This is a genomic window from Streptomyces sp. NPDC059355, from assembly GCF_042752335.1.
In the GTDB taxonomy this organism is placed as follows: Bacteria; Actinomycetota; Actinomycetes; order Streptomycetales; family Streptomycetaceae; genus Streptomyces.
In genome coordinates this window covers 19,190-45,285 of record NZ_JBHYXN010000003.1, presented here as the reverse complement: position 1 = coordinate 45,285, position 26,096 = coordinate 19,190, and the positions used below count along the sequence as shown (strand labels likewise).

Genomic DNA, 26,096 nt, shown 5'->3' with positions numbered 1-26,096 from the left:
TTCGGGGCTGGGCCCCGGGCGGGGGGAGGCTGGGGTTTCAAACCCCCGGGGGGGGGTACCACCCACTCACCCCCGCACCACCGAGGCGGGCCGGGTCACCACCCGGCCCGCCTCGGCCATTTCGGTGATCCCCACGGCGCACCCGACCGGAACGTCAGCGCAGCGCCCGGAGGTTCGTCCGTACCGGGTCACGCTTGGGTCACGGAATGTCGACAGTTCTTTGACGGACCCGGCTTCATCCGCGCCGCCGCGAAATCGCCCGCGCGCCATTCTTTTTCCGGCCCGCGACAAGCCCTCCGCACATCCTGTTTCGCATTCCGTCCGGGGCCTCCGGAATTTCCCCGGGGATTGCGCGGCGCACCCCGGCACGGCAGGGTGAACCCCCTCGGTTTCCTTACATCTTCTCCACGGCCCGCCCGAGAAGGTCCCGGGCCGCTCTGATCCGGTCCGCCAGCTCCGGCGGCTCCAGCACCTCGAACTCACAGCCGAGCAGCATGACGTGAATGACGAGCACGTCGAGGTTCACGGCCCCCGTCCGCAGCAGACAGCTCTCGGCGTCGAGGGGCTCCAAGGCCCCCTGGCTCGGCCCCACGATCGCGGCCGCCGCCTCCGCCGGCAGCTTCAGCCTCAGCACGGCCCGGGCTGCGTACGCGGCCTGCGCCACGCCGCGCGACACGTACGCGGCGAGGTCCTCCGCGGGCGCCGGGCGCGGGGTGAACCGCGGCCCGTGCGGCGGCCGGGGCTCGATCCGGTCGGCGCGGAAGGTCCGCCAGTCCTCCCGGTCCAGATCCCACGCGACCAGGTACCAGCGCCGCTCGGTGCACACCAGCCGGTGCGGCTCCACCACGCGGCGGCTGAGGCTGCCCCCGTGGTCCCGGTAGTCGAATCGCAGCCGCTCGCTGTCCCGGCACGCGGCGGCGAGTCCGGTCAGCACGGAGGCGTCGACCGTGGCCCGCCCCGGGTCGCGCAGCATCGGCACGGTGAACTCGTTGAGCGCCGACACCCGCCGGCGCAGCCGCCCCGGCAGCACCTGCTCCAGCTTGGCGAGCGCCCGGACGGACGCCTCCCCGATCCCCTCGACGCCGTTCCCCGCGGCCGTCCGCAGGCCCACCGCGACGGCGACGGCCTCGTCGTCGTCGAGCAGCAGCGGCGGCAGCTCGGCCCCTGCGCCCAGCTGGTAGCCGCCGCCGGTGCCGGGGCTGGCGTTCACCGGGTAGCCGAGCTCCCGGAGCCGGTCCACATCGCGCCGGACCGTCCTCGGGGTCACGCCGAGGCGTTCCGCGAGATCGGCGCCGGTCCATTCGCGGTGGGCCTGCAACAGGGACAGCAGGCGGAGCAGTCGTGCGGAGGTCTCCAGCATGCGGAGCAGTCTGCCGGTACCCCGGCCCCCGTCCGAATCGCCCCCGCGGGCCGAGCCCCCGTCAGGGAGCCGGTACGGCCGCGGGGGTGGGCGCAGGCGTCGGAACCGACGCCGGGACCGGCGTCGCGGCCTGGACCGGAACCGGAGGCGACGGCGGCGACGGCGACGGCGACGGCGGCAGGGTCAGCAGCGTGCCCACCGCGAGCTCCTGCGGCTTCGGGCCGATCACTGCCCGGTTCGCCTCGTACAGCGCCTGCCGGCCGCCCTTCACCCGGTACCGCCGGACGATCTTCTCCAGCGTGTCCCCGGTCCGCACCACGTGCATCCGTCCCGCCAGCCCGTACCGCTTCGAGCACACCGGCCACGCGTCCCACCCCTGGAACCCGACCACGTCCTCGGCCACCCGGATCTGCTGTTCCCGGGTCGCCAGATCGGCCCGGGCCGCGAAGACCAGCCCCCCGTACTGCTCCCACGTCGGCTGCCGGAACTGCAGGCCCCCGTAGAAGCCGTTGCCGGTGTCGACCGCCCAGCGCCCGCTGCTCTCGCAGTCGGCCACGCAGTCCCAGGGCCACTGCCCGCCGGGACCGCAGTCCCCCGGGCCGGTCCCGATGATCCCGGGCGAGCCGGGGTGGGCCGCCCCCGCGGGCCCGGGCGCGGGCGGCGGCGGGGCCGCGCCGGCCCCCGACGGGAGTACGAGGACGAGAGCCAGCGCGGCAGCGGCAGCGGCACCGGCCGCCGAGGCGGCCCGCCGGATCCGGAGGTCGGGCATCGCGTCACGCTACGCAGCGCCGCGGCGTCCGCCCGGCCTTGCCACGCGGCCCGGCCCGCGGCCCACCCGGTCGGCGGAGTCGACACCCCCGCCGGAAGCGACCAGGACCGACCATCAACTGAGCACATCCAAAAAAGAGTTGGCACGAAAAGAAAGCCCCGGTCCGACCGTTCACCCCTCCGGGGGCCAGGTTCGATTCCGTTCCCTCCAACGGCGTGACCCCGGCCGCCGCTCGGCCGTTGAGCCCGGCGAGCCGGGAACCGCCCGGCCGCCCCCGCTCGCCTAGTCCGAGGAGCCAGCCCGTGCCCCGCATGCTCGACGTCAGTGATGAGGTACGTGCCGAGATCGGTGACGAAGAAGCCGAGAGGCTGCTCACCGGCGACGACGCACCGCGCAGCTACGACTGCACCTCCTGCCGCACCCCGGGGGACCCCGAGACCGACCGCACCAGCACGGTGCTGTTCGTCGGCGAGGAGACGGCCGTCCTCGCCTTCGCCCACGCCGGCTGCATCCCCTCGCAGGTGGTGACCGTCTCCGAGGAGCAGCTCCAGGGCGCGGTCCGCAGCATCACCGGCGACAGCCCCGCCGGCGGCAACGCCCCGCAGAACGTGCCGGGCGGCCAGGCGGTCCTCGGCATCACCAGCGGCCTGGTCCTGATCGGCGGCGAGCTGCACCCGGCGCTCGTGGTCGAGCCGACCGCGCCGATCGCCCGCCCCGGCACCAGCGGCCCCGGCGACGACTTCCTGCCGCTCCTGATCGAGCAGGGGTTCATCCCGGTCACCGACACCGCCGAGCTGCCCTCCCCGCTCGCCGGCTGGTCGGTTCTGCTCGCCGCGGGCCAGCTGCACGCCGTGCTCCAGCCCGGCGCCGAGGGCGGCGGCCAGGTCGCCTGGTGGCAGGCGCACCAGGCCCTGTCGGTCACCGACGGCTGGCGGGCCGCCGTCAACAAGACGCAGCGCGTGCTGATCTACGCCGCTCCGGTCGGCTCCATCGGCCAGCAGCCCCGCGAGGACCTGCTCCGCGACGCGCTGGACAAGGCCGCCGCCGGCGGCAAGCTCGTGGCGGCCTCGATGCCGCTGGCGGGCACCTCCGGCGTCTGAGCCCAGGCGCACGCAGGGGATCCCGGAACACCGCACCGCACCCGTCGAGGGGACGGAGCGGTATGCGCCGGGGGTACGCGGTCCATCCCGCGCACCCCCGGCGATCTGCGTTTTTATGGTTCCCGCCCGCATCCGCAGGGCCCCGGGTTCGTTGGCTGATACGTGCATTCATACGACCCATCCCGCGCCCCTGCCCACGCGAGCGCCGTCTCCCCGATGCGCCCCGCCGTCTCGCACACCCCGATCTACGACACGCTCTACTCGGAGTACCTGCGCGCCTTCCGGGCCCTGCCGGGCGACCGTACGGGCGAAGAGGACCTCGGGTTCACGACGTTCTCGTACGCGGGCGGAGGCGCCCCGTACGGAGGCGGCTCGTACGGGAGCGGCTGGAACGGGTCGGCATGGCAGACCGACCCGTGGCCCGCCTCGTACGCCCCCGCGCCGCAGCCCTCGTACGCGTACGCGTACGCCGGGTCCGCGGCGGGCGGCGGCGACCACGGCGCCGCCGACTCCGCATACGCCGGCGGGCGGCAGCACCACACCGGAATGCACCACATCCCGGCGGCCCTGCCGCCCGCTCCGCGCCGGGGCTACTGACCCCGGATCACCCTCGCCGCCTACTTCTTGTACTGCGCGCCGCGCTTCTCGCGCACCCGCACGGAGATGTGGATCGGGGTCCCCTCGAAGCCGAACTCCTCGCGCAGACGGCGCTCGATGAAGCGCCGGTAGCCGTGCTCCAGGAAGCCGGAGGCGAAGAGGACGAACCGCGGCGGCTTGCTCCCCGCCTGGGTGCCGAACAGGATGCGGGGCTGCTTGCCGCCGCGGATCGGGTGCGGGTGGGCCGCGACGACCTCGCCGAGGAAGGCGTTCAGCCGACCGGTCGGGACGCGCGTCTCCCAGCCCGCGAGGGCCGTCTCGATCGCCGGGACCAGCTTCTCCATGTGGCGGCCGGTGAGCGCCGAGACGTTCACCCGGGGCGCCCAGGCGACCTGCTGCATCTCGGTCTCGATCTCGCGCTCGAGGTAGTAGCGGCGCTCCTCGTCGAGCTCGTCCCACTTGTTGTACGCGATCACGATCGCGCGCCCGGCCTCGACGGCCATGGTGATGATGCGCTGGTCCTGGACGCTGATCGTCTCGGTGGTGTCGATCAGGATGACCGCGACCTCCGCCTTCTCGACGGCGGCGGCCGTGCGCAGGGAGGCGTAGTAGTCGGCGCCCTGCTGGAGGTGCACCTTCTTGCGGATGCCCGCGGTGTCCACGAACTTCCAGGTGATGCCGCCGAGCTCGATCAGCTCGTCGACCGGGTCGCGGGTGGTGCCGGCCAGCTCGTTGACGACGACGCGGTCCTCCTTCGCGACCTTGTTCAGCAACGAGGACTTGCCGACGTTCGGACGGCCGATGAGCGCGATGCGCCGGGGGCCGCCCACCGGGGCGCCGCCGAACGTCTGCTCGGGCGCCTCGGGCAGCGCCTCCAGGACGGCGTCGAGCATGTCGCCCGTACCGCGGCCGTGCAGCGAGGAGACCGGGTGCGGCTGGCCGAGGCCCAGGGACCACAGGGAGGCCGCGTCGGACTCGCCGCTCTGGCCGTCGACCTTGTTCGCGCACAGGACGACGGGCTTGCCGGCCCGGCGCAGCAGCTTGACGACGGCCTCGTCGCTGTCGGTGGCGCCGACCTTGGCGTCGACGACGAAGACGACCGCGTCGGCGGTCTCGATGGCGTACTCGGCCTGCGCGGCGACGGCGGCGTCGATGCCGAGGACGTCCTGCTCCCAGCCACCGGTGTCGACGACCTTGAACCGGCGGCCGGCCCACTCGGCTTCGTACGTGACGCGGTCGCGGGTGACACCGGGCTTGTCCTCGACGACCGCCTCGCGGCGGCCGATGATGCGGTTCACCAGGGTCGACTTGCCGACGTTCGGACGGCCCACGACGGCGAGCACGGGCAGCGGCCCGTGGCCGGCCTCCGCGATCGCGCCCTCGACGTCGTCAACTTCGAAGCCTTCCTCCGCGGCGAGCTCCATGAACTCCGCGTACTCGGCATCGCCAAGTGCTCCGTGGTCGTGCTGGTCGTTCATGAAGTCCGTTCCTCGTCGTTCGTGGTGATCGGTGGTGCCCGCGCAGCGCGGTTCCACTACTAGGTCAAGTCTCGCTCAGCGCCCGGTGAGGCGCTTGGCGTCGGCCAGGTGGGCGGTCAGCCTGCTCTGGATGCGTGCGGTGGCCTCGTCCAGGGCCGTACGGGTGCGGCGGCCGGTGCCGTCGCCCGCGTCGAAGGCGGAGCCGAAGACGACGTCGACCCGGCTCTTGAACGGCGGCAGTCCGCGGACCAGCCGCCCTTGGCGCTCGGTGCTGCCGAGCACGGCCACGGGCACGACGGGCGCGCCGCTGCGGACCGCGAAGTACGCGAGCCCGGCGCGCAGCGAGGCGAAGTCGCCCTCGCCGCGGGTGCCCTCGGGGAAGATCCCCAGGGCTCCGCCGTTCTCCAGCACCGCGAGCGCCTTGCCTATGGCGCCCCGGTCCGTGCCCGTACGGTCGACCTTGACCTGGCCGATGCCGTCCAGGAACGGGCCGAGCGGGCCGACGTACGCCTCCTGCTTGATGAGGAAGTGCAGCGGCCGCGGGGCGGTGCCCATGACCATCGGCCCGTCGATGTTGTGCGCGTGGTTCACGGCAAGGATGACAGGCCCCGAGGCGGGCACGCGCCAGGCGCCCAGTACGCGCGGCTTCCACAGCCCGTACATGAGGCCGATGCCGATCCGCCTGCCGAGCGCCGCACCCTTGAGGGAGGGCGTTCCGCTCACGTGCGCGCCGCCCGCTTCTCCTCCACCAGCGTCACGACGCATTCGATGACCTGGTCGAGCGTGAGCTCGGTGGTGTCGACCTCCACGGCGTCCCCGGCCTTGGCCAGCGGGGAGGTCTTGCGGCCCGAGTCGGCGGCGTCGCGCTTGATCAGGGCTTCCTTGGTGGCCGCGAGGTCCGCGGCCTCCTTGCCGCGCAGCTCACCGCTGCGGCGCGCGGCGCGGGCCTCGGGGGACGCGGTCAGGAAGATCTTGAGGTCGGCGTCGGGCAGGACGGTGGTGCCGATGTCCCGCCCCTCGACGACGATCCCGCCCTCGGCCGAGGCCGCGATGGAGCGCTGGAGCTCGGTGATCAGGGTGCGCACCTCCGGGACGGCGCTGACGGCGCTGACCTTGGAGGTGACCTCCTGGGTGCGGATCGGGCCGGAGGCGTCCAGACCGTCGACCGTGATGGTCGGGGCGGCCGGGTCCGTACCGGAGACGATGCCGGGCTTGCCGGCCGCCACGGCGATGGCGTGCGGGTCGTCGGTGTCGATCCCGTTGGTGATCATCCACCAGGTGATGGCCCGGTACTGGGCACCGGTGTCCAGGTAGCGCAGCCCGAGCTTGGCGGCCACGGCCTTGGAGGTGCTGGACTTGCCCGTGCCGGAGGGACCGTCGATGGCGACGATCACGGCGGACGGAGCTGCGGTTTCCACGGTGCGGGCACCTTCCTGGTTGCGCGTACGTGTCCGGGCGCGCCAAAGCGCCCCTCCCCAAGGTTACCGGCCCCGGAGACGGGCGCCGCCCAGTACCGCGGAGGCGGGCCTGCCGGCTACTGCTGGCGCAGGGCCCAGCCGCGTTCGCGCAGCTCCGCGGTGAGGGCCGCGGCCGCCCTGGGGTCGACCATGAGCTGGACGAGACCGGCCTGCTGGCCGGTGGCGTGCTCGATCCGCACGTCCTCGATGTTGACCCCGGCCCGCCCGGCGTCGGCGAAGATCCGCGCGAGCTCGCCCGGCTGGTCGCTGATCAGCACGGCGACCGTCTCGTACGCCATGGGCGCCGCGCCGTGCTTGCCCGGTACCCGGACCCGGCCCGCGTTGCCCCGCTTCAGGACGTCCTCGATGCCGGCCGCGCCGCCGCGCCGCTTCTCCACGTCCGCCGACTGGAGCCCGCGCAGGGCGTCGACCGTGGCTTCGAGGTCGGAGGCGATCCCGGCGAGGACGTCGGCCACCGGGCCGGGGTTGGCCGAGAGGATCTCCACCCACATCCGCGGGTCGGAAGCGGCGATCCGGGTCACGTCCCGGATCCCCTGCCCGCACAGCCGTACCGCCGTCTCGTCGGCCTCCTCCAGGCGCGCCGCGACCATGCTGGACACCAGCTGCGGGGTGTGCGAGACCAGCGCCACCGCCCGGTCGTGCGCGTCGGCGTCCATGACCACCGGTACGGCCTTGCAGAGGGCCACGAGTTCGAGCGCCAGGTTGAGCACCTCGTGGTCGGTGTCCCGGGTCGGGGTCAGCACCCAGGGCCGGCCCTCGAAGAGGTCGGCCGTCGCGGCGAGCGGGCCCGACCGCTCCTTGCCGGCCATGGGGTGGGTGCCGATGTACGCCGTGACGTCCACGCCGAGGGCCGCGAGCTCCCGGCGGGGGCCGCCCTTGACGCTGGCCACGTCCACGTAGGCCCGGGCCACGCCGCGGCCGATCGCCTCGGCCAGCGTCGCGGCCACGTGGGCCGGCGGGACGGCGACGATCGCGAGGTCGACCTGGCCCTCGGGGGCCTCGTCGCTGCCGGCGCCGAGGGCGGCGGCCGTACGGGCCTGGGCCGGGTCGTGGTCGGCGAGGTGGACGGTGATCCCGCGGGCGGTCAGGGCGAGCGCCGCGGAGGTGCCGATCAGTCCGGTTCCGATCACGACGGCGGTTCTCACGGGGGCGCTCCAGGGATGCGGTGACGGGTGGCTGACGGGCCATAACGGCGAGTCAGGGCCAGAGTAGCCAGCGCACACGGCACGAGGGCCCGGCGGCCCGTCATGTGGGACGGCGGCCGGACCCTCGGCGCTGCTGGCGGACTGGCGGACTGGCGGACTAGAGGTTCTGCTGCCGGATGATGTCCTCGAGGGAACCGCTCGGGATCGAACCGGCCGGGCTCAGCTTGTCCACGGCCTGCGGCAGCGACCGGGCGATCTGGTCGGCGGCCTCCTGCGGGCTGACGCCCGTCTGCTCGGCGACCTTCTGCAGGGTGTCGTCCGGCAGTGCGTCGGCGATCTGGGCGCCGCTGACCGGCTTGTTGTCTCCCGTACCGATCCAGGACTGCGCCTGGTCGGCGAGACCGGACTTGCTCAGCATGTCCATCAGCCCGCCGAGCGGATTGTTCCCGCCTCCGGCCGCCTGGCCCCCGCCCGCACCGCCGCCCATGAGGGTTCCGAGCAGCGCGCCGAGGATGTTGCCGCCACCGCCACCGCCCGCCTGGCCGCCGCTGCCGCTGCCGCTGCCGCCTCCGAGGATGCCGCCCAGAAGGGAGCCGAGGTCGCTACCCGCCATCGTCCATGCCTTTCGAGAGGGTTCGAGACACGGACAATGTCGCCCAATTCACCCCAAGCTGCCACTTGATGCGGAATGTCCGGGGCAGGTGCGATAGAACGGCCGACATGATCTTCCACATCGTGCCGCTCGCCGACTGGACCGCCGCGCCCGAGCTTCCGTACGCCCCCTCCTCGCTCGAATCGGAGGGCTTCGTGCACTGTTCGGCGGACCGTCCGACCGTGCTCGCGATCGCGGAGGCGCACTACCGCGACGTACCGGGTCCGCTGCTGGCCGTCGAGCTCGACGAGCGGGCCCTGACCTCGGAAGTCCGCCGCGAGGGTGAATCGGGCGGCCGCTACCCGCACGTCCACGGCCCGTTGGACCGGGCGGCCGTGGTCCGCCTCTGGGAGGTCGCACGTACGGCGGGCGGCCCGGCGGAGCTGGTCCCGTGGGAGCAGGGCTCCTGAGCCGGGCGGCGCGGGGGCTTCTCCTGGGGCCCGGGAGGGACCAGGATGCTGCTCGCCATCCCGAAGCGACCCGATCGAGGAGCACCCCATGAGCGACCCCACGCCGACGGCCCGCCGTACGGTACTGGCGGCAGGAGCGGCCGTCGCGCTGGGCGGCGGCACGCTCACCGCGTGCGGCGGCGAGAAGAAGAGCCCGAAGAGCGAGCCGGGCAGCCCCTCGACCTCCGATGCCGCGGCCCCGTCCTCCCCCGCGGCGGGCACGGGCAAGGCGCTGCTCAAGTCCTCCGAGGTGCCGGTGGGCGGCGGCACGATCCTCAAGGACGAGAAGCTGGTGGTCACCCAGCCCACGGCCGGGTCCTTCCGCTGCTTCACGGCGGTGTGCACACACCAGGGCTGCCTCGTGAACAAGGTGGCGGCCGGCACCATCGACTGCCCGTGCCACGGCAGCAAGTTCCAGATCACGGACGGCGCGGTGGCCCACGGCCCGGCGACGCGCCCCCTGGCGGAGAAGCAGATCACGGTGGCCCCGGACGGGAATATCTCGCTCGCGTAGCCCGGTCCGCCCGGCCTACGCTCCCGGGATGAACGAGCCGACCACGTCCCCGGAAGCCCTGAACCTCACCCTCGTACGCGACCACACGATCTACGCGTGCGTGATGGGCTCCCGGGCGTTCGGCCTGGCGACGGAGGCGAGCGACACCGACCGGCGCGGCGTCTACCTCGCCCCTACGCCGCTGTTCTGGCGCTTCGAGAAGCCGCCGACGCATGTGGAGGGCCCGCGGGAGGAGGAGTTCTCCTGGGAGCTGGAGCGCTTCTGCGAACTCGCCCTGCGCGCCAACCCGAACATCCTGGAGTGCATGCACTCCCCGCTGGTGGAACGGCTGACGCCGCTGGGAGAGGAGCTCCTCTCCCTCCGGGAGGCCTTCCTGTCCCGCCTGGCGCACACCACCTTCACCCGGTACGCAGTCTCCCAGCACACCAAACTCGTCACGGACGTCCGCATCCACGGCGCCCCGCGCTGGAAGCACGCCATGCACCTGCTGCGCCTGCTCCTGTCCTGCCGCGACCTCCTGCGCACGGGCCGCCTGACGATCGACGCCACCGAGCACCGCGACCGCCTCCTCGCGGTCAAGCGCGGCGAACTCACCTGGCCGGAGGTGGACGCCTGGATGACCCGCCTCCGCGAGGAGTCGGACACGGCCCTGACCGCCACCCCCCTCCCGCCGGACCCGGACCACGCCCGCGTGGCCGACTTCCTCCTCCGCACCCGCCGCACGAGCGCCTCGGCGTAGCCGACCGCAAACCGCCGCTCCGGGGACCTCACGCGTCCCAGAGCGTGCCGAAGGTGAGGAGGGCGTCGCGGTATTCGATGCGGGACGCCCAGTCTTCGGGCCAGACGGACGCGCCGTGGTGGGCGCCCGCGAAGGCGCCGGCCAGGCAGGCGATCGAGTCCGAGTCGCCCTTCGTGCAGGCGGCGCGGCGCAGGGCCGTGAGGGGGGCGTCCGGGAAGAGGAGGAAGCACTGGAGGGCCGTGGCGAGGGCCTCCTCCGCGATCCAGCCGTCGCCCGTCGTCAGGCACGGGTCCGTTTCCGGGGAGGGGGAGCGCAGGGCGGCCGTCAGACGGTCCAGGACGGCGAGGCAGTCGTCCCAGCCCCGGGCCATGAAGGACTCCGGCGTCGCGTCCGAGGCCGTGCGCATCCAGAGGTCGCCCAGCCAGCGCTCGTGGTAGCGGGTGCGGTTGTCGAGGGCGTACGAGCGCAGTTGCCCGACCAGGCCCGTCACCTCCGTGCCCTGCGCGAGGAGGTGGACCGCCCGGGCCGTCAGGTCGGAGGCCGCGAGGGCCGTCGGGTGGCCGTGGGTCAGGGCCGACTGGAGCTGGGCCGCACCGGCGCGCTCCTCCTCCGTCCAGCCGGGGACCAGGCCCACCGGGACCACCCGCATGTTCGCCCCGCAGCCCTTCGAGCCGATCTGGCTCGCGTCCCGCCAGTCCCGGGAAGGGTCGTTCAGCAGGTTGCACGCCCGCAGGCAGGTGTTGCCGGGGGCCCTGTTGTTCTCCGGGGAGTGGTACCAGTCCACGAACTCCTCCCGGATCGGGCCCGCGAGGAGATCAGGGTCCAGGGGCCCGCGTTCCGCCGCCGTCCGTATACCGCCTGCCAGCGCCAGCGTCATCTGGGTGTCGTCCGTGACGATGGCCGGGCGGGGCAGCCGCATCTCGCGCCACGGGCCCGTCTTCGCCAGGATCGACGGGACGTCGTTGAACTCCGTGGGGAAGCCCAGTGCGTCGCCCAGCGCGAGGCCGATCAGGGCCCCCGTCGCCGGCCGCTTCCTCGAAGTCGGAGCCAGGGTCATTTCGGGTGTCCTTCCGTGGGGCGGAGCAGGGGCGGGTGGAGGGCGGTCGCCGGGCCCGCCCGGTACAGGGCGGCCGGTTTGCCGCGGCCTCCGGTCAGCCGGGCCGCCCCCGGCACCGCCTCGACGAAGCCGGGCGTCGCCAGGACCTTGCGGCGGAAGTTGGGGCGGTCCAGGGCAATGTCCCAGACGGTCTCGTAGACGGACTGGAGCTCCCCGAGGGTGAATTCGGGCGGGCAGAACCCCGTGGCCAGGCAGGTGTATTCGAGCTTCGCCCCGATGCGGGAGCGCGCGTCGGACACGATCCGCGCGTGGTCGAAGGCCAGCGGCCCGGTCTCCCCCACCGGCACCCAGCGCGCCTGCGCCGCGTCCCCGCCGCCCTCCGCCACCGGCTCCGGCATGTCCGGGACCAGCGCGGCGAAGGCCACCGAGACCACCCGCATCCGCGGATCGCGGTCCGGATCGCTGTAGGTGCGCAGCTGCTCCAGGTGCAGCGCGGCGACGACCGGCTCCGGCAGTCCGGTCTCCTCGGCCAGTTCCCGGCGGGCCGCCGTCTCCGCCGACTCGCGCGGGAGCAGGAAGCCGCCGGGCAGCGCCCAGGCCCCCGCGTACGGGTCCTGGCCGCGCCGGATCAGCAGGACGTTCAGCGCGCCGCCCCGCACCGTGAAGACCGCCAGGTCCACCGTCACCGCGAACGGCTCGAACGCGTGCGGGTCGTACCCCTTCACCGGTTCTCCGGGAGGGGGTCCGCGAAGTGCCGGCCCTCGGCCAGCAGTTCGTCCACGGCCGTGACCGCCGTCTTCAGCCGGGTCTCACGGTCCCCGCGCACGATCAGGAAACGCCTTCCCGTGCCGGTGAGTTCCTGGCGGAAGCGGTCCGTCATCCACGGCCTCAGATGCTCGCCGTCGCGCAGACCGTCGTCCTCGAAGGGCACGTCCGCGTGGTCCGTCAGCAGGTACAGGTCCCGGTGGGTCAGCGCGGCGATCTTCTCGACCTCCTCGCTGCGGGCCCCCGTGTACCGCTCGTGCCAGATGCCGGTCGCGAACGAGTCGGTGTCGCAGATCAGCACCGGCGAACCCGCCCGCGCCGCCCGCTCCTCCTCCGCGTCCTGCCGCCGCGCGATCACGGGGAACTCCTCCGACCCGAAGGACACGTCCTCCCAGGTCGCCGCCGGGTCCGCCGCGCGGGCCGCCGCCAGCTTCTCCTCGCTGTACGCACGCCCGTACTCCGCGACCCAGCCCGTCCCTGCCCACACCCCGCCGCGCGCCCGGTAGTGCGCCGCGAGCGCCCGCGAGAGGGTCGTCGTACCGGTCGACTCGGCTCCGAGTACGACGATCCGCCGGGTCAGGGCCGCCCGTACGCCCGGCCCCAGGAACTCCCAGTTGCCGACCGGGTCCGCCCGTACCGCCGTCCCGGAGACGGGGAAGCGGGTACGGCCCGGATCGACGCAGACCTCCTCGGCCCCGAACCGCCGGGCGAGCTCCGCCCCGTACTCCTCCGAGGTGAAGACGGCGTCGACGCGCCCCGGCACCGCGCCCCGGAAGACCTCCATGTGCGCCTCCCAGACCGCCGGGTCCCGCAGGTCCACCGGGATGTCGTCGACCGCGCCGACGACCTGCGCCCCCGGGTGCGCCTCGCGCATCCACGCCACCCGGTCGGCGAGCGGCACCGACTCCACCGAGGCGGCGCACACCAGCACGGTCAGCCGCTCGCACCGCTCCTGGGCGGTGCGCACGAGGTGGTGGTGGCCGGCGTGCGGCGGGTAGAACTTGCCGAGGACCAGGCCGTGGGCGTGGCGCCGCTCGCCGCTCATGCCGTCACCTCCGCCGCCGTACGGGCGCCGCGCGCCGGCATCGTCCGGCGCCAGCCGAGCAGGCCGACCACGCAGAGCGCGAGGAAGCCGGCGTACAGGGCCGAGGTCAGGTAGAGCCCCTTGTACGCGTAGAGCGGGATGTAGACGAGGTCGGCGGCGATCCACAGCCACCACGACTCGACGAGCTTGCGGCACTGGCCGTACGTGGCCATGAGCGAGAGCCCGGTGGTCAGCGCGTCCCAGAACGGGACGGTGGAGTCGGATACCCGGCTCAGCAGCAGCGTGAGCCCGAGCACCCCCACCGCCCCCGCCGCGGCCAGCACGGCCCATTCGGTGCGCGTGGTGCGGCGCACCGGCAGGGCCTCGGCGGTTCCTGGTCCACCCCCGTGGGTCCAGGACCACCAGCCGTACGCGGCGAGGGCGATGAAGACGATCTGGAGCCCGGCGTCGGCGTACAGGCCGGACCGGGCGAAGAGCACGATGAAGAAGACGTTGTTCGCGATGCCGACGGGCCAGTTCGCGACGTGCTGCCGGGCTACGAGCCAGACGCACAGGGCTCCGGTGGCGAAGCCCAGGATTTCGGTCCAGCTCATGACGCCCGACCCCCCTCGTTCTTTAATAGTCAGGTTGACTATAAACAGGGAGGCGGGTCCCTGACAAGCGAAAAGCCCGCAGTGCCACGTGGGCACTGCGGGCTTTTCCCAGCCGGTGGGCGAGGGGTTACAGACCGACCTCGCGCATGAGCATGCCGACCTCGGTGTTGGTCAGGCGGCGCAGCCAGCCGGACTTCTGGTCGCCCAGCTCGATCGGGCCGAAGGAGGTCCGGACCAGCTTCTCGACCGGGAAGCCGGCCTCGGCCAGCATGCGGCGGACGATGTGCTTGCGGCCCTCGTGGAGGGTCACCTCGACCAGGTAGTTCTTGCCGACCTGGTCGACGACGCGGAAGTGGTCGGCGCGGGCGTACCCGTCCTCCAGCTCGATGCCGTCCTTGAGCTTCTTGCCGATGTCGCGCGGCAGCGGGCCGGTGATCGCGGCGACGTACGTCTTCTTCACGCCGTACTTCGGGTGCGTGAGGCGGTGGGCCAGCTCACCGTGGTTGGTGAGGAGGATGATGCCCTCGGTCTCCGTGTCGAGCCGGCCGACGTGGAAGAGCCGGGTCTCGCGGTTGGTGACGTAGTCGCCGAGGCACTGGCGGCCGTCCGGGTCCTCCATGGTGGAGACGACGCCGGCGGGCTTGTTCAGCGCGAAGAACAGGTGCGACTGGGTGGCGACCGTCAGGCCGTCCACCTTGATCTCGTCCTTCGGCTGGACGCGCTTGCCCTGCTCCAGCACGATCTCGCCGTTGACCTCGACGCGGGCCTGCTCGATGAGCTCCTCGCACGCGCGGCGCGAACCCATGCCGGCACGGGCGAGCACCTTCTGCAGGCGCTCGCCTTCCTCCTCGGCGCCCGGGAAGGTCTTCGGGGTCTTGATCTCGGGCTTGTCGGCGTACCGGTCGCGCACGCGCTCCTCGATCCGCGCGTCCAGCTCGCGGGGACGGGACTGGCCGCTGCGGCTGCCGGGGCCGCGGCGCGGGCCGCCGGCCCCGCCGATGCCGGGGGTCTTGGAGGTGCGGGGACCGCCCTTGGCGCCACCGCGCGCCGCGTCGCCGCGGGCGCCGCCGCGGTTGCCGTCGGCCGCGCCGCGGGCACCGCCGCCGCCGGCCTTGGCACCGCCGCGGCCGTTGCGCTCGCCCTCGGGGCCGACGTCGTAGCGACGCTCCTCGGGGCGGGGGTTGCGGATACGGGGCGCGGGCTCGCGGTCACGGTCGGAGCCGCCACCCTGGTAGCCGCCACCGCCGCCGCCCTGGTAGCCACCGCCGGAGCTGCCGCCACGGGAGCCGCCCTGGTAGCCGCCACCCGAGCTGCCACCGCGGGAGCCGCCCTGGTAGCCGCCGCCGGAGCTGCCGCCACGGGAGCCGCCGCCGGAGCTGCCGCCGCGGGAGCCGCCCTGGTAGCCGCCACCCGAGCTGCCGCCACGGGAGCCGCCTCCCGAACCGCTGCCGCCGCCGGAGCCGCCACCGCGGTAGCCGCCACCGCCGCCGCTGGAGCTGCCGCCGCGGGAGTTACCACGCCCGCCGCCGCCACCGCCGCCGCTGTTCCTGTTGCCACCGTTGCCGTTGCCGCTGCTTCGCATCAAAGTTCCGTCGTCTTGTCGTCTTCATCGGTATCCGGTGCATCCGGATCGAACGACGGAACACCCTCTTGCGTCTCGGCTTCGATCGCGTCCACCTCGGGGAGGAAGGGCGCGAGCTCCGGGAGCTCATCCAGGCCGCGCAGGCCCATCCGCTCCAGAAAGTAGTTCGTCGTCCTGTACAGGATCGCACCTGTTTCGGGTTCCGTGCCCGCCTCGGCCACCAGACCGCGCTGGAGCAGGGTCCGCATGACCCCGTCACAGTTCACTCCGCGGACCGCCGAGACCCGCGATCGGCTCACCGGCTGGCGGTACGCGACCACCGCCAGCGTCTCCAGGGCCGCCTGGGTCAGCCGGGCCTGCTGCCCGTCCAGTACGAAGCGCTCGACGGCGTCCGAGTACTCCGCCCGGGTGTAGAAACGCCAGCCGCCGGCGACGATCCGCAGCTCGAAGCCGCGCCCCTGGACGGTGTACTCGTCGGCCAGCTCGCGCAGGGCGTCGGCGACCTCGCGCGGGGTGCGGTCCAGCACCTTGGCGAGGTGCGCCTCGGTCGCGGGCTCGTCCACGACCATGAGGACGGCCTCCAGGGCGGGCTTCAGCGCGAGGCGGGCCACGTCGCTCATTCCTTGACCTCCACGATCCGGTCGAACTCGTCGGTGACGGTCGGCATCCCGTCGCCGTCCCCGCCGCTCCAGCGGACGGTGAGCGTCCGCAGGGCCTCCTCCTGGTCGAGGGCCACCGCCTTCTCGCGGTAGAGCTCCAGGAGGGCCAGGAAGCGCGCGACGACGGTGAGGGTGTCTTCGGCGTCCTCGGTCAGCTCCTGGAAGGTGGCCTCGCCGCGGGCCTTCAGCAGCGCGACCACGACCGCGGCCTGCTCCCGCACGCTGACGAGCGGGGCGTGGATGTGGTCGACGTAGACCTGGGGCTTGGCCTTGGGCTGCATGGCCTTGACCGCGAGCCGGGCGAAGCCTTCGGCGCCGATGCCGATGACGACCTCGGGCAGCAGCTCGGCGTGGTGGTCCTCCAGACCGACGGTGCGGGGGTGGCGGCGGCCCTCGCTCTCGGCGCGCAGCTCGAAGATCTCGGCGATCCGTCTGTACGCGCGGTACTGGAGCAGCCGGGCGAAGAGCAGGTCGCGGGCCTCCAGCAGGGCGAGGTCGGCCTCGTCCTCGACCTCGGCGGCCGGCAGCAGGCGGGCGGCCTTGAGGTCGAGGAGGGTGGCGGCGACCACGAGGAACTCGGTGGTCTGGTCGAGGTCCCAGTCGGGGCCCATGGCGCGGATGTGCGCCATGAACTCGTCGGTGACCTTGGAGAGGGCGACCTCGGTGACGTCGAGCTTGTGCCGGGAGATCAGCTGGAGCAGCAGATCGAAGGGACCCTCGAAGTTGGCCAGCCGCAGCGTGAACCGCCCGCCGGCGCCGCCGGGACCGCCCTCGGCCACCCCGGCGGCCACACGGGCCACCGGAGGCCCCTCCACGGCCTCCTGGCCGGCTTCGGCCCCCACAGCGGCCACCGGGTCCGCCGGGGCGGGCGTACGGGGCTCAGCGGGCGCGTCAGCGGCCGCGGGGGGCCGGTCGGGGTCCTCACCCGGCCCGCCCGCCTCGGGCCCCTCAGGGGGCACGTGAGCGTCTCGGGGCTCGGACTCGGTCCGGGCACCGGGCCCGCGTCCCAGACTGCGGCGGGCGGGGCGGCCGGGATCGGCGGGAAGGGGCATCGGGGTCCAAGGCGGTACGGAAGCGGTGTCGGTCGGCCGGAGCCAGCCCCAAGGCTGCCACGCCCGGCCCACCTCCCTCCCCCGGACCCGCCCGGGGGGAGGGAAGCCGCGGGGCCGGAGGCAGAAGGTCGACCGGCGCAGCGGGGGGGCGGAAGCCGCCGGGGGGAAGTTCGAGGTCGACCGGCGGAGCCGGGGGCAGGAGACGCCTGGGCGGAAGCGGAAGGTCGACCGGCGGAGGAGGGGACGGAGGCCGCCGGGACAGGAGCGGGAAGTCGACCGGGAGCGGGGAGCGGCAGCACCGGAAGGAAAGTTCGAGGCCGACCGGCGGGGCCGGGGCGGCTGCCGCCGCGGCGAAGCAGGAAGCCGACCGGCGGAGCCGGGGGCAGGAGACGCGGGAGCGGGAGCGGGAAATCCCCACCGGGAGTGCGGTCAAGGCAGGCCCGGTGCCCGCCCTCTCCGCCTTCCGACCGCCCGTCACGGGCCCTCCTGCCGCCTGTGCCACCGGTCACCACCGGTAGGAGGGTCCACAAGCCGCACACGGACACCAGACCGGCATCCGCCACGGTCACGGACGGCGCACAGGTGCCGACAGGTGGGACGGGACGACGGACGGGGCGTCGTAAGACGCGGGAAAGGCGGCCCGCAGGCCGTGTCCGGCGTCAGGCCCGGCGGGCAGGGGCGGCTTCGGGCCTGCCCGCGGGGTCACGCCCCGCACTCCACCGACACCGCCCCGCCGGAGCCACCGCCATCACCGCCGCCCGGCACAACAGGCCGCCATCCCGGCAACCCGCACGGCCATGCGGACAGCAACCCGCCCGCCGGTCAGGTGGTCAGCGGCCGCGGAGCCTGCGGACCAGGATGCTCGCGTCGCCGCGGGACTCCAGGTCCGCGAGCACGACCGCCACCGCCTCGCGGACGATGCGGCCGCGGTCCACGGCCAGCCCGTGCTCGCCCCGCAGCACCAGCCGTGCGTGCTCCAGGTCCATGAGCTCCTCGGCGGAGACGTAGACCGTGATCTTCTCGTCGTGCCGTTCGCGCCCGCTGGGCCTGCGGTTCGCCCCGCGGCCCTGGCCCTTGCCCCGCCGGGGCTCCGGGCTGACAGAACCTTCCTGCGGGCGCCGGGGTGCGACCACCGACTCCGTGCCGGTCACCGCGGCCTCCCGGCTGCGGCCCTCGCCCGCCGTGCCCTCCGCCGACGACGCCGCGTGCTCCCCGGCGGTCGACTCCTCCGGGCCTCGCCTCGGCGAGGACGACTGGAGCGCCATCCCCCCGGTCGTGCGGAACAGTTCGTCGGCTCCGGGCAGACTCACTCGGCGGGACACCGGGCGAGCACCTCCCTGGCCAGCTGGCGATAGGCGGCGGCTCCGACGGAGTTGGAGGCGTACGTGGTGATCGGCTCGCCGGCGACCGTGGTCTCCGGGAAGCGCACCGTACGGCCGATGACCGTGTGGTAGACGTGATCGTCGAAGGCCTCGACGACGCGCGCCAGCACCTCGCGGCTGTGCACCGTACGGGAGTCGTACATCGTGGCGAGGATGCCGTCGAGCTCCAGCTCCGGATTGAGCCGCTCCTGCACCTTCTCGATGGTCTCGGTCAGCAGCGCCACACCGCGCAGTGCGAAGAACTCGCACTCCAGCGGCACGATGACCTTGTGAGCCGCCGTCAGGGCGTTCACGGTCAGCAGGCCGAGCGAGGGCTGACAGTCGATCACGATGTAGTCGTAGTCGGCTAGCAGGGGCTTGAGCGCCCGCTGCAGCGTCGACTCTCTCGCGACCTCACTGACCAACTGCACTTCCGCAGCGGACAGGTCGATGTTGCTCGGCAGCAGGTCCATGTTCGGAACCGCGGTCTTGAGCAGCACCTCGTCGGCCGACATGCCCCGCTCCATGAGCAGGTTGTAGACCGTCAGGTCGAGTTCCATCGGGTTCACGCCGAGGCCCACGGACAGCGCGCCCTGCGGGTCGAAGTCGACGAGCAGCACGCGGCGCCCGTACTCGGCGAGCGCCGCACCCAGGTTGATGGTCGACGTGGTCTTGCCCACGCCGCCCTTCTGGTTGCACATCGCGATGATCGTCGCCGGACCGTGGTCGGTCAGCGGACCCGGGATCGGGAAGTACGGCAGCGGCCGTCCGGTCGGGCCGATCCGCTCCCGGCGCTGACGGGCAGCGTCGGGGGCGAGGGTGGCCGCGTACTCGGGGTCGGGTTCGTACTCCGCGTCCGGGTCGTAGAAGTGCCCTTCGGGCACGTTTTCGTAGTCGGCGAAACCCACGGGCTTTTCGCCGCTCAGGTCGCCGGCCCTGGAGTTCACGTCTAGGCCGTCCATGCTCTTTTGGGGCGTCGTCATGTGCTGGTGGTTTGCGAAGGTGCGGACCGCGACGGAGCCGACCGCTTCGAGCCCGCCGGATCCTTGGCCCCGGTCTGGCGTCCCTGCTCGACCACCCCCGGGAGCAAATGTCGACTCATTCACAAGTCGTCTTACCTCCTCGGACGTGACCAGGACACTTATCGATAGGTCAGCGTGGCACCATGCCGACGGTTGGCGACTCTATGGCGTGTCACCACTCAGCGGCAACACAATCCGTCGGACCGGCAACGATGTGTCGGCAACCGAACACCACTCTGTCAAGGGCGCCCAGGCCGTCACCGTGAAGTTTCACGGGTGTGCGAAAGGGTTAAAGGGTTACGTTCGAGGCGAGTTGAGCCGTGACCGCCCGCACCCCGCAAACGCCTCCGGCCGGACCTTGGGGGCAAGGTCCGGCCGGATACGTGAGATTGACGTCAGTCGTTGACGGGGTCTGACCGATCAGCCGAGCAGCGTGCTCAGCTCAAGGGTCGGCAGGCCGTGCGCCTCGGCGACCGGACCGTAAACGACCTGGCCGTCATGGGTGTTGAGGCCCAGCGCGAGCGCGGGGTCACGGCGCAGCGCCTCGACCCAGCCGAGGTTCGCGAGCTGCACGATGTAGGGCATCGTGGCGTTGGTCAGCGCGTAGGTGGAGGTGTTCGGCACCGCGCCCGGCATGTTGGCGACGCAGTAGAAGACCGAGTTGTGGACCTGGAAGGTCGGCTCGGCGTGGGTGGTCGGACGGGAGTCCTCGAAGCAGCCGCCCTGGTCGATCGCAATGTCGACAAGGACACTTCCGGGCTTCATCTTGGCGACGAGCTCGTTGGTGACCAGCTTCGGGGCCTTCGCACCCGGGATCAGCACGGCGCCGATGACGAGGTCGGCCTCGACGACGGCCTTCTCCAGCTCGTAGGCGTTGGAGACGATCGTCTTGATCTTCGTGCCGAAGATCTTGTCGGCCTCGCGGAGCTTGTTGATGTCGCGGTCGAGCAGGGTCACGTGGAAGCCCATGCCGATGGCGATCTGAGCGGCGTTCCAGCCGGAGACGCCGCCGCCGATGACCACGCACTCGCCGGCGTGGGTGCCGGGCACGCCGGCGGGGAGGACGCCGCGGCCGCCGGCCGAGCGCATCAGGTGGTAGGCGCCGACCTGCGGGGCCAGGCGGCCCGCGACCTCGGACATCGGGGCGAGCAGCGGGAGCGCGCGGTTCGCGAGCTCGACCGTCTCGTACGCGATGGCGGTGGTGCCGGACTCCAGGAGGGCGTCCGTGCACTCGCGGGAGGCCGCGAGGTGCAGGTAGGTGAAGAGGGTCTGGTCCTTGCGGAGGCGGTGGTACTCCTCGGCGATGGGCTCCTTGACCTTGAGCAGCAGGTCGGCGGTCGCCCAGACCTCGTCCGCGGTGCCGAGGATCTCGGCGCCGGCCGAGACGTACTCGGCGTCCGTGATCGAGGAACCCACACCGGCGTTCTGCTCGACGAAGACCTGGTGGCCGTTACGGACCAGCTCATGCACGCCGGCGGGCGTGATGGCGACCCGGAACTCGTTGTTCTTGACCTCGCGGGGGATGCCGACCTTCATCGTCGATCACGGTCCTTGGCTCAGGGGATTTTTCGGGGCACTTCCATACATACCCGCCCACAAGAACGCGCAACGGGATGCACCACGGGATGTCGTGGTGAAGCCAGTCTAATGAAGGACGACGCGCTGTCTAGCCTTGCAAACCAATAATCTCAGTCGGAACCACTACGGATTTCACAGGCTGCGGGGTCGTCTCCCAGCAATCTGTCGGCTGCGGACCGGTGCAGCCTTGCGGCGGCCGGGTCGCCGAGGCGGTCGAGAGTGTCCGCGAGACGCACCTGGAGCGCGGCCTGAAGCCGCAGGTCTCCGGCCCGGCGCGCGAGCTCCACCGCCTCGCGGCAGGTGTGCAGCGATTCCTCGGGGCGCCCGGCGTACTCCTGGATTCGCGCCATCTCGCTCAACGCCTTTGCCTGGCCGGGTACATCGGCCAGCCTCCGGTACCCCGCGGCCGCGGTCCGCCAGCTGCGCAGCGCGTCCCCGTAGCGGCCCGCGTACGTGTGCACGTTGCCGAGCCGTCCGTACAGCCGGGCCTCGTCCGCCCGCTCCCCACGCGCGAGTGCCTGGGCCAGGGCCCGGCCGAACCAGTCGGCGGCCCGGTGCCAGTCCGCGAGCTCCTGGTACGCGCCGCCTACGGATTCCATCGCGCGGCCCGTCGCGTACGGGTCGTTCGCCGCCCGCCCCGCGTCCAGCGCGGCCCGGTAGCGCTCCAGCGCCTCCTGGGTGCGGCCGGTCTCGGCGTCCAGGTCGGCCAGGTTCAGCAGGGCCGCGGCCTGCTCCCGGTGCAGGCCGCGGCGCTCGGCCACGTCCAGGACCAGGCGGTGCAGCCCGTACAGCTCGGGGGCGGCCCCGGCGGTGCCGCGGTGCTCGGCGAGGGCCCGTACGAGGGCCGCGACCAGCCGGCGGGCCAGGGTGTCCAGCCCGCCGTCGGCCACGGCCAGGGATGCGGCCGCGGACAGCGCGGGCAGCCGGGTGTCGAGCCACTTGGCGGCGGCCCGCCGGTCGGGGAAGCGCAGCGCGCGCGGCAGCCCCTCCAGCCTCTCCCGCACGTCCGCCCCGTCCGCCCCGTCGTCGTCGGGCTCGGCCATGACCCGGCAGGAGTGCAGCAGGCGTACGGTGCGCTCCAGCATCCGGGCCCGGGCCAGCTCGACCTCGCCGGCGCGCTCCTTGGTCTCCAGCAGGGCCTGGATCAGCGGCACGAGGCAGCCGGGCAGCAGGAAGAGCCCGTCGGAGGCCGGGCGCAGGAGGCCCAGCCCGGCGAAATCGTCCAGGGTGGACTGGGCGGCGGCCACGGAGCAGCCGGCGAGGGCGGAGGCGGTGTGCGAGTCGACGATCCCGGCGGGGGCGAGCGGCAGCAACCGGAGGGTGCGCTGGGCGGGCTGCGGCAGGGATTCGTAGACGAGCCGGAAGCCGCGGCCGAGCGGCCCGCTGGTGCCCGGCGGCATGTCGTGGAGCTGTTTGGCCACGTCGGAGACGGCGGCCTTGGGGTGCGCGGCGAGCCAGCCGCCGACCAGCGCCAGCGCGGCGGGCTGGCCTCCGCACTCCTCGGCGAGGGTCTCGGCGGCGCGCGGGTCGACGGCGATCCGGGTGTCCCCGATGCGCTGGACCAGCAGCTGGACCCCGGAGGGGGTGTCGAGCCCGCCGAGGGTGCAGGGGCGGACATCCGGAATCCCGGTGAGCGGCCCCTCGGCCGTGATCACGACGAGGCATTCGGGGGTGTCCGGCAGCAGGGCGTCGACCTGGTAGGGATCGGCGGCGTCGTCGACGAGCAGGATCGCCTTGCGGTGGGCGAGGGCGGCACGCAGGGCGGAGCTGAGCTCGTCCTCGGCGGCGCCGGGGGGCGTGGGCTCCCCGAGCCCCTCCAGCAGGGTCCGGATCGCCCGCTCCGTGGCGACGGTCTGCCCGCCGGGGGAGGTGAGGCGGGTGCGCAGGACTCCGTCGGGGTAGTCCTCGCCGACCTCGCGGACGAACGCCTCGGCGAGGGCGGTGCGCCCCGACCCGGGGCGCCCGGCGACGAGCAGCACGCGCGCCCTGGGGGACTTGGCCTTGCGGCCCGAGAGGGTGTCGAGCCCGGTCCGTGCGATGTCCTCGCGCAGCTCCTTGAGCTCACGCCGCCGCCCGACGAAATCCGTCACGGATCCGCTCCTCTCCCTGCCTTCGGGTTGCGAGCGTAGTTCACGCAGAGCGACGACCCGTGTGGAGCGCGGCGGACACATCGCCCGATCGGATCAGCGGATCGTCACACCACGCTCCCACGGGCCCGGAGAGGGAGGATCACACCTCGTACGGGCGGGCCGGCCACGGGGGCTGCGCCGGGCGCAGGACGTCCAGGCCGCCCGGGGCTGCGAGTGCGGCGGACAGCGCGAGGGCACCCGTCACCAGGCCCGGGTTGCCCAGCCGGCCTTCCAGGACCCCGCGGACCAGGTCCGCGAGCGGGACGCGGGCGACCTCCATGTCCGCCTCCTCCTCCGAGACCTCGTACCGCTCCCCCTCCGCCTCGGAGAGGCCGCGCGCGAGGAAGATCCGGATCGCCTCGTCGGAACCGCCGGGGGACGCGAAGAAGTCCACGAGCACCCGCCAGTCCTCCGCCTTGACGTGCGCCTCCTCGTACAGCTCCCGCTGGGCCGCGTGCAGCGGGTTCTCACCGGGTACGTCGAGCAGCCCGGCCGGCAGCTCCCACAGCTTGTGGCGTACGGGGTGGCGGTACTGGCGCAGCACGAGCACGCCGCCGTCCTCGTCGAGGGCGAGCACGCACACCGATCCCGGGTGCACCTGGTAGTCCCGGCGCACCACCGATTCGTCCGGCATCCTCACCTGCTCCGAGCGGACCGCCGTCTTCGCGCCCTCGAACGGGGTCCGTGAGGCGATGACCTCCCACGACTCCCCGGCGTCTGCGATGCCCATGGTCATGACCCGTACCCCGTAACTTCCGAAAGCGAGACAGAAAACGCGCGGAAGACGCGCCGGAAGACGCGTCGCAAACGCGACGGCCGGGGCACGTTCCGTGCCCCGGCCGTCTACGTTATGCGGTCAGACCGTCACCTTGGCCTTCGCGGCCTGCTGGCGCTCCACCGCGGCCTTGACCAGCCCCGCGAACAGCGGGTGCGGCCGGGTCGGGCGCGAGCGCAGCTCCGGGTGGGCCTGGGTGGCCACCAGGTAGGGGTGCACCTCGCGCGGGTACTCGACGTACTCGACGAGCTTGTTGTCCGGGGAGGTGCCGGAGAAGACGATGCCGGCCTTCTTCTCCAGCTCGCCGCGGTAGGCGTTGTTGACCTCGTAGCGGTGGCGGTGGCGCTCGTCCACGTACGCCTGGTCGCCGTAGACCTCGCGCACGATCGAGCCCTCGGCGAGCTTCGCCGGGTACATGCCCAGGCGCATCGTTCCGCCCAGGTCGCCCGCGCCCTCGACGAAGGCCAGCTGCTCCTCCATCGTGGAGATCACCGGGTGCGGGGTCGAGGCGTCGAACTCGGTGGAGTTCGCCTCGGCGATGCCCGCCAGGTTGCGCGCGGCCTCGATGACCACGCACTGCAGGCCCAGGCACAGGCCGAGCAGCGGGATCTTGTTCTCGCGGGCGTAGGTGATCGCGCCGACCTTGCCGTTGACACCGCGGTCGCCGAAGCCGCCGGGCACGCAGATCGCGTCCACGTCGCCCAGCTGCGCCGCGGCGCCGGCCGGGGTCTTGCAGTCGTCGGAGGTGACCCACTTGATCTGGACGCGGGCCCGGTTGGCGAAACCGCCGGCGCGCAGCGCCTCGGTCACCGACAGGTAGGCGTCGGGCAGGTCGATGTACTTGCCGACGAGCGCGACCTTGACCTCGTGGTCGGGGTTGTGGACCCGGTCCAGCAGGTCCTCCCACACCGTCCAGTTGACGTCGCGGAACGGCAGGTCGAGCTTGCGCACGACGTACGCGTCGAGACCCTCGGTGTGCAGCACCTTCGGAATGTCGTAGATCGACTTGGCGTCGATCGCCGCGACCACGGCCGCCTCGTCGACGTCGCACATCAGAGAGATCTTGCGCTTGATGGAGGTCGGGACCTCGCGGTCGGCGCGCAGCACGATGGCGTCCGGCTGGATGCCGATGTTGCGCAGCGCCGCGACCGAGTGCTGGGTCGGCTTGGTCTTCAGCTCGCCGGAGGGGCCGATGTAGGGCAGCAGCGAGATGTGCACGACGAAGACGTTGTCGCGGCCGACCTCGTGGCGGACCTGGCGGACGGTCTCCAGGAACGGCAGCGACTCGATGTCGCCGACGGTGCCGCCGACCTCGGTGATCACGACGTCGACGTCCGCGGTCGCCATGCGGCGGATGCGGTGCTTGATCTCGTTGGTGATGTGCGGGATGACCTGCACGGTGTCACCGAGGTACTCGCCGCGCCGCTCCTTGGCGATGACCTGCGAGTAGACCTGGCCGGTGGTGACGTTCGCCGAGCCGTCGAGGTCGACGTCGAGGAAGCGCTCGTAGTGGCCGATGTCCAGGTCGGTCTCGGCGCCGTCGTTGGTGACGAACACCTCGCCGTGCTGGAAGGGGTTCATCGTGCCCGGGTCGACGTTCAGGTACGGGTCGAGCTTCTGCATCGTGACCCGCAGGCCGCGCGCCTTGAGCAGCGCACCCAGGCTGGAGGCCGTCAGGCCCTTGCCGAGGGACGAAGCGACACCCCCGGTGACGAAGATGTGCTTGGTCGTCATGGATTTGGGCGGCATCGCCAAGAGGGGGCTCCCGTGGTCGCGAAGTGAGGTGCGTCCGGCGCCGGCCACCATCGAACCGGAGGCTCTCAGGGGGCGCCGAAGCTGCGGTTTCGGGGCTCCTGATTCGCACAGGCAGACCACCGGTCCACGGGGTACCAGCCTATCAGCGCCCGGGCCCGTCCGCCTCCGGCCACGCGCCGCCACGACCGCTCGACGGAGCGCCACCGGCCGTCCCCGGGCTGGCCACGCCTACATTCCCCCAGGTCACCCATTCGGACTAGACACATTGTCCTCAGACTTCAGGAGATCACTAGGGTGCCGTCATATCCTGCTCGGATATCGCATCACCTCGCCGCCGAGCAGTCCGGCAGACGGCGTAACCCGGCCGCATCCGGAATCATGAGCTCAGTGCGGGGATCCATACCCACGGGACCGCGCAACCGCGCAATGCAAGCGCCCTTCG

Annotated in this window: 25 protein-coding genes; 5 read left to right on the top strand and 20 right to left on the bottom strand. The window is 72.8% G+C overall.

Annotation, left to right across the window (positions count from 1 at the left end; all coding sequences use genetic code 11):
- Window positions 1–394: 394 nt before the first annotated feature.
- Both ACFXGI_RS03835 and ACFXGI_RS03830 read right to left on the bottom strand, forming a co-directional pair.
- Window positions 395–1,360 carry a helix-turn-helix transcriptional regulator gene (locus ACFXGI_RS03835; RefSeq protein ID WP_384702822.1) on the bottom strand — a complete coding sequence of 322 codons (966 nt, stop codon included), beginning with the start codon at window positions 1,358–1,360 and terminating at the stop codon, window positions 395–397.
- Window positions 1,361–1,421: 61 nt separating this feature from the next.
- A complete protein-coding gene (locus ACFXGI_RS03830) occupies window positions 1,422–2,129 on the bottom strand; it encodes a transglycosylase family protein (protein ID WP_384702819.1) in 708 nt (235 codons plus the stop codon).
- A gap of 302 nt (window positions 2,130–2,431) precedes the next feature.
- Here ACFXGI_RS03830 and ACFXGI_RS03825 point away from each other — a divergent pair, with 302 nt between their 5' ends.
- Together ACFXGI_RS03825 and ACFXGI_RS03820 are read left to right on the top strand one after the other, a co-directional pair.
- Complete coding sequence (locus ACFXGI_RS03825; RefSeq protein ID WP_384702816.1) at window positions 2,432–3,229, top strand: hypothetical protein; 798 nt, start codon at window positions 2,432–2,434, stop codon at window positions 3,227–3,229.
- 216 nt (window positions 3,230–3,445) lie between these two features.
- A complete protein-coding gene (locus tag ACFXGI_RS03820; protein ID WP_384702813.1) occupies window positions 3,446–3,826 on the top strand; it encodes a hypothetical protein in 381 nt (126 codons plus the stop codon).
- Window positions 3,827–3,846: 20 nt separating this feature from the next.
- On the opposite strand, the gene der is transcribed toward ACFXGI_RS03820, so the two are convergent.
- The 5 genes from der to ACFXGI_RS03795 form a co-directional block, all read right to left on the bottom strand.
- Complete coding sequence (gene der / locus ACFXGI_RS03815) at window positions 3,847–5,304, bottom strand: ribosome biogenesis GTPase Der (RefSeq protein ID WP_384702810.1); 1,458 nt, start codon at window positions 5,302–5,304, stop codon at window positions 3,847–3,849.
- 75 nt (window positions 5,305–5,379) lie between these two features.
- Window positions 5,380–6,069: a lysophospholipid acyltransferase family protein gene (locus tag ACFXGI_RS03810; protein WP_384702807.1), complete on the bottom strand. Its 690-nt coding sequence runs from the start codon at window positions 6,067–6,069 to the stop codon at window positions 5,380–5,382.
- Window positions 6,024–6,722 carry a (d)CMP kinase gene (gene cmk / locus ACFXGI_RS03805; RefSeq protein WP_384702804.1) on the bottom strand — a complete coding sequence of 233 codons (699 nt, stop codon included), beginning with the start codon at window positions 6,720–6,722 and terminating at the stop codon, window positions 6,024–6,026. Before cmk ends, ACFXGI_RS03810 begins: the two co-directional genes overlap by 46 nt.
- Window positions 6,723–6,838: 116 nt before the next feature.
- Window positions 6,839–7,927: a prephenate dehydrogenase gene (locus tag ACFXGI_RS03800; protein WP_384702801.1), complete on the bottom strand. Its 1,089-nt coding sequence runs from the start codon at window positions 7,925–7,927 to the stop codon at window positions 6,839–6,841.
- A gap of 157 nt (window positions 7,928–8,084) precedes the next feature.
- A complete protein-coding gene (locus ACFXGI_RS03795; protein WP_384702798.1) occupies window positions 8,085–8,540 on the bottom strand; it encodes a YidB family protein in 456 nt (151 codons plus the stop codon).
- 107 nt (window positions 8,541–8,647) lie between these two features.
- Between ACFXGI_RS03795 and ACFXGI_RS03790 the strand changes: the two genes are divergently transcribed.
- From ACFXGI_RS03790 to ACFXGI_RS03780, 3 genes are all read left to right on the top strand, one after another.
- A complete protein-coding gene (locus ACFXGI_RS03790; RefSeq protein ID WP_030870633.1) occupies window positions 8,648–8,989 on the top strand; it encodes a DUF952 domain-containing protein in 342 nt (113 codons plus the stop codon).
- A gap of 88 nt (window positions 8,990–9,077) precedes the next feature.
- The gene (locus tag ACFXGI_RS03785; RefSeq protein ID WP_384702795.1) at window positions 9,078–9,542 is read left to right on the top strand and encodes a Rieske (2Fe-2S) protein; all 465 of its coding nucleotides are present in this window, start codon (window positions 9,078–9,080) and stop codon (window positions 9,540–9,542) included.
- Between the two features lie 28 nt (window positions 9,543–9,570).
- Entirely contained in the window at window positions 9,571–10,281 is a 711-nt protein-coding gene (locus ACFXGI_RS03780) for a DNA polymerase beta superfamily protein (RefSeq protein ID WP_384702792.1), read from the top strand.
- 28 nt (window positions 10,282–10,309) lie between these two features.
- Here the strand turns inward: ACFXGI_RS03780 and ACFXGI_RS03775 are convergent, their stop codons facing one another.
- From ACFXGI_RS03775 to ACFXGI_RS03715, 13 genes are all read right to left on the bottom strand, one after another.
- Window positions 10,310–11,338 carry an ADP-ribosylglycohydrolase family protein gene (locus tag ACFXGI_RS03775; protein ID WP_384702789.1) on the bottom strand — a complete coding sequence of 343 codons (1,029 nt, stop codon included), beginning with the start codon at window positions 11,336–11,338 and terminating at the stop codon, window positions 10,310–10,312.
- Window positions 11,335–12,063, bottom strand: a complete 729-nt coding sequence (locus ACFXGI_RS03770) for an NUDIX domain-containing protein (RefSeq protein WP_384702786.1) — start codon at window positions 12,061–12,063, stop codon at window positions 11,335–11,337. The genes ACFXGI_RS03775 and ACFXGI_RS03770 overlap by 4 nt, the downstream gene beginning before the upstream one ends.
- Complete coding sequence (locus ACFXGI_RS03765; RefSeq protein ID WP_384702783.1) at window positions 12,060–13,148, bottom strand: AAA family ATPase; 1,089 nt, start codon at window positions 13,146–13,148, stop codon at window positions 12,060–12,062. The genes ACFXGI_RS03770 and ACFXGI_RS03765 overlap by 4 nt, the downstream gene beginning before the upstream one ends.
- The gene (gene pnuC / locus ACFXGI_RS03760) at window positions 13,145–13,741 is read right to left on the bottom strand and encodes a nicotinamide riboside transporter PnuC (RefSeq protein WP_384702780.1); all 597 of its coding nucleotides are present in this window, start codon (window positions 13,739–13,741) and stop codon (window positions 13,145–13,147) included. Before pnuC ends, ACFXGI_RS03765 begins: the two co-directional genes overlap by 4 nt.
- Before the next feature lie 127 nt (window positions 13,742–13,868).
- Entirely contained in the window at window positions 13,869–15,323 is a 1,455-nt protein-coding gene (locus ACFXGI_RS03755) for a pseudouridine synthase (RefSeq protein ID WP_384702778.1), read from the bottom strand.
- Entirely contained in the window at window positions 15,323–15,943 is a 621-nt protein-coding gene (gene scpB / locus ACFXGI_RS03750; RefSeq protein WP_384702775.1) for an SMC-Scp complex subunit ScpB, read from the bottom strand. The genes ACFXGI_RS03755 and scpB overlap by 1 nt, the downstream gene beginning before the upstream one ends.
- A complete protein-coding gene (locus ACFXGI_RS03745) occupies window positions 15,940–17,034 on the bottom strand; it encodes a segregation and condensation protein A (protein WP_384702772.1) in 1,095 nt (364 codons plus the stop codon). The genes scpB and ACFXGI_RS03745 overlap by 4 nt, the downstream gene beginning before the upstream one ends.
- Window positions 17,035–17,864: 830 nt before the next feature.
- Window positions 17,865–18,356, bottom strand: a complete 492-nt coding sequence (locus ACFXGI_RS03740) for a hypothetical protein (protein ID WP_384702770.1) — start codon at window positions 18,354–18,356, stop codon at window positions 17,865–17,867.
- Window positions 18,341–19,378, bottom strand: a complete 1,038-nt coding sequence (locus ACFXGI_RS03735) for a ParA family protein (RefSeq protein ID WP_384702767.1) — start codon at window positions 19,376–19,378, stop codon at window positions 18,341–18,343. The genes ACFXGI_RS03740 and ACFXGI_RS03735 overlap by 16 nt, the downstream gene beginning before the upstream one ends.
- 459 nt (window positions 19,379–19,837) lie before the next feature.
- Window positions 19,838–20,953, bottom strand: coding sequence for an alanine dehydrogenase (gene ald, locus ACFXGI_RS03730; RefSeq protein ID WP_384702764.1), 1,116 nt, complete (start codon window positions 20,951–20,953; stop codon window positions 19,838–19,840).
- Between the two features lie 152 nt (window positions 20,954–21,105).
- Window positions 21,106–23,166 carry a tetratricopeptide repeat protein gene (locus ACFXGI_RS03725; protein ID WP_384702761.1) on the bottom strand — a complete coding sequence of 687 codons (2,061 nt, stop codon included), beginning with the start codon at window positions 23,164–23,166 and terminating at the stop codon, window positions 21,106–21,108.
- A 58-nt stretch (window positions 23,167–23,224) separates the two neighbouring features.
- On the bottom strand, window positions 23,225–23,854 hold the full coding sequence (locus ACFXGI_RS03720; protein ID WP_384703406.1) for an NUDIX domain-containing protein: 630 nt from the start codon (window positions 23,852–23,854) through the stop codon (window positions 23,225–23,227).
- A gap of 126 nt (window positions 23,855–23,980) precedes the next feature.
- Window positions 23,981–25,648 carry a CTP synthase gene (locus ACFXGI_RS03715; protein WP_384702759.1) on the bottom strand — a complete coding sequence of 556 codons (1,668 nt, stop codon included), beginning with the start codon at window positions 25,646–25,648 and terminating at the stop codon, window positions 23,981–23,983.
- Between the last annotated feature and the right edge of the window lie 448 nt (window positions 25,649–26,096).

Coding starts and splice junctions, on each gene's coding strand:
- ACFXGI_RS03835 (WP_384702822.1), bottom strand. CDS start 1,360: ATGCTGGAGACCTCCGCACGACTGCTCCGCCTGCTGTCCCTGTTGCAG.
- ACFXGI_RS03830 (WP_384702819.1), bottom strand. CDS start 2,129: ATGCCCGACCTCCGGATCCGGCGGGCCGCCTCGGCGGCCGGTGCCGCT.
- ACFXGI_RS03820 (WP_384702813.1), top strand. CDS start 3,446: ATGCGCCCCGCCGTCTCGCACACCCCGATCTACGACACGCTCTACTCG.
- der (WP_384702810.1), bottom strand. CDS start 5,304: ATGAACGACCAGCACGACCACGGAGCACTTGGCGATGCCGAGTACGCG.
- ACFXGI_RS03810 (WP_384702807.1), bottom strand. CDS start 6,069: ATGCGTCGTGACGCTGGTGGAGGAGAAGCGGGCGGCGCGCACGTGAGC.
- ACFXGI_RS03795 (WP_384702798.1), bottom strand. CDS start 8,540: ATGGCGGGTAGCGACCTCGGCTCCCTTCTGGGCGGCATCCTCGGAGGC.
- ACFXGI_RS03790 (WP_030870633.1), top strand. CDS start 8,648: ATGATCTTCCACATCGTGCCGCTCGCCGACTGGACCGCCGCGCCCGAG.
- ACFXGI_RS03785 (WP_384702795.1), top strand. CDS start 9,078: ATGAGCGACCCCACGCCGACGGCCCGCCGTACGGTACTGGCGGCAGGA.
- ACFXGI_RS03780 (WP_384702792.1), top strand. CDS start 9,571: ATGAACGAGCCGACCACGTCCCCGGAAGCCCTGAACCTCACCCTCGTA.
- ACFXGI_RS03775 (WP_384702789.1), bottom strand. CDS start 11,338: ATGACCCTGGCTCCGACTTCGAGGAAGCGGCCGGCGACGGGGGCCCTG.
- ACFXGI_RS03765 (WP_384702783.1), bottom strand. CDS start 13,148: ATGAGCGGCGAGCGGCGCCACGCCCACGGCCTGGTCCTCGGCAAGTTC.
- pnuC (WP_384702780.1), bottom strand. CDS start 13,741: ATGAGCTGGACCGAAATCCTGGGCTTCGCCACCGGAGCCCTGTGCGTC.
- ACFXGI_RS03755 (WP_384702778.1), bottom strand. CDS start 15,323: ATGCGAAGCAGCGGCAACGGCAACGGTGGCAACAGGAACAGCGGCGGC.
- scpB (WP_384702775.1), bottom strand. CDS start 15,943: ATGAGCGACGTGGCCCGCCTCGCGCTGAAGCCCGCCCTGGAGGCCGTC.
- ACFXGI_RS03745 (WP_384702772.1), bottom strand. CDS start 17,034: ATGCCCCTTCCCGCCGATCCCGGCCGCCCCGCCCGCCGCAGTCTGGGA.
- ACFXGI_RS03735 (WP_384702767.1), bottom strand. CDS start 19,378: ATGACGACGCCCCAAAAGAGCATGGACGGCCTAGACGTGAACTCCAGG.
- ald (WP_384702764.1), bottom strand. CDS start 20,953: ATGAAGGTCGGCATCCCCCGCGAGGTCAAGAACAACGAGTTCCGGGTC.
- ACFXGI_RS03725 (WP_384702761.1), bottom strand. CDS start 23,166: ATGTGTCCGCCGCGCTCCACACGGGTCGTCGCTCTGCGTGAACTACGC.
- ACFXGI_RS03720 (WP_384703406.1), bottom strand. CDS start 23,854: ATGGGCATCGCAGACGCCGGGGAGTCGTGGGAGGTCATCGCCTCACGG.
- ACFXGI_RS03715 (WP_384702759.1), bottom strand. CDS start 25,648: ATGCCGCCCAAATCCATGACGACCAAGCACATCTTCGTCACCGGGGGT.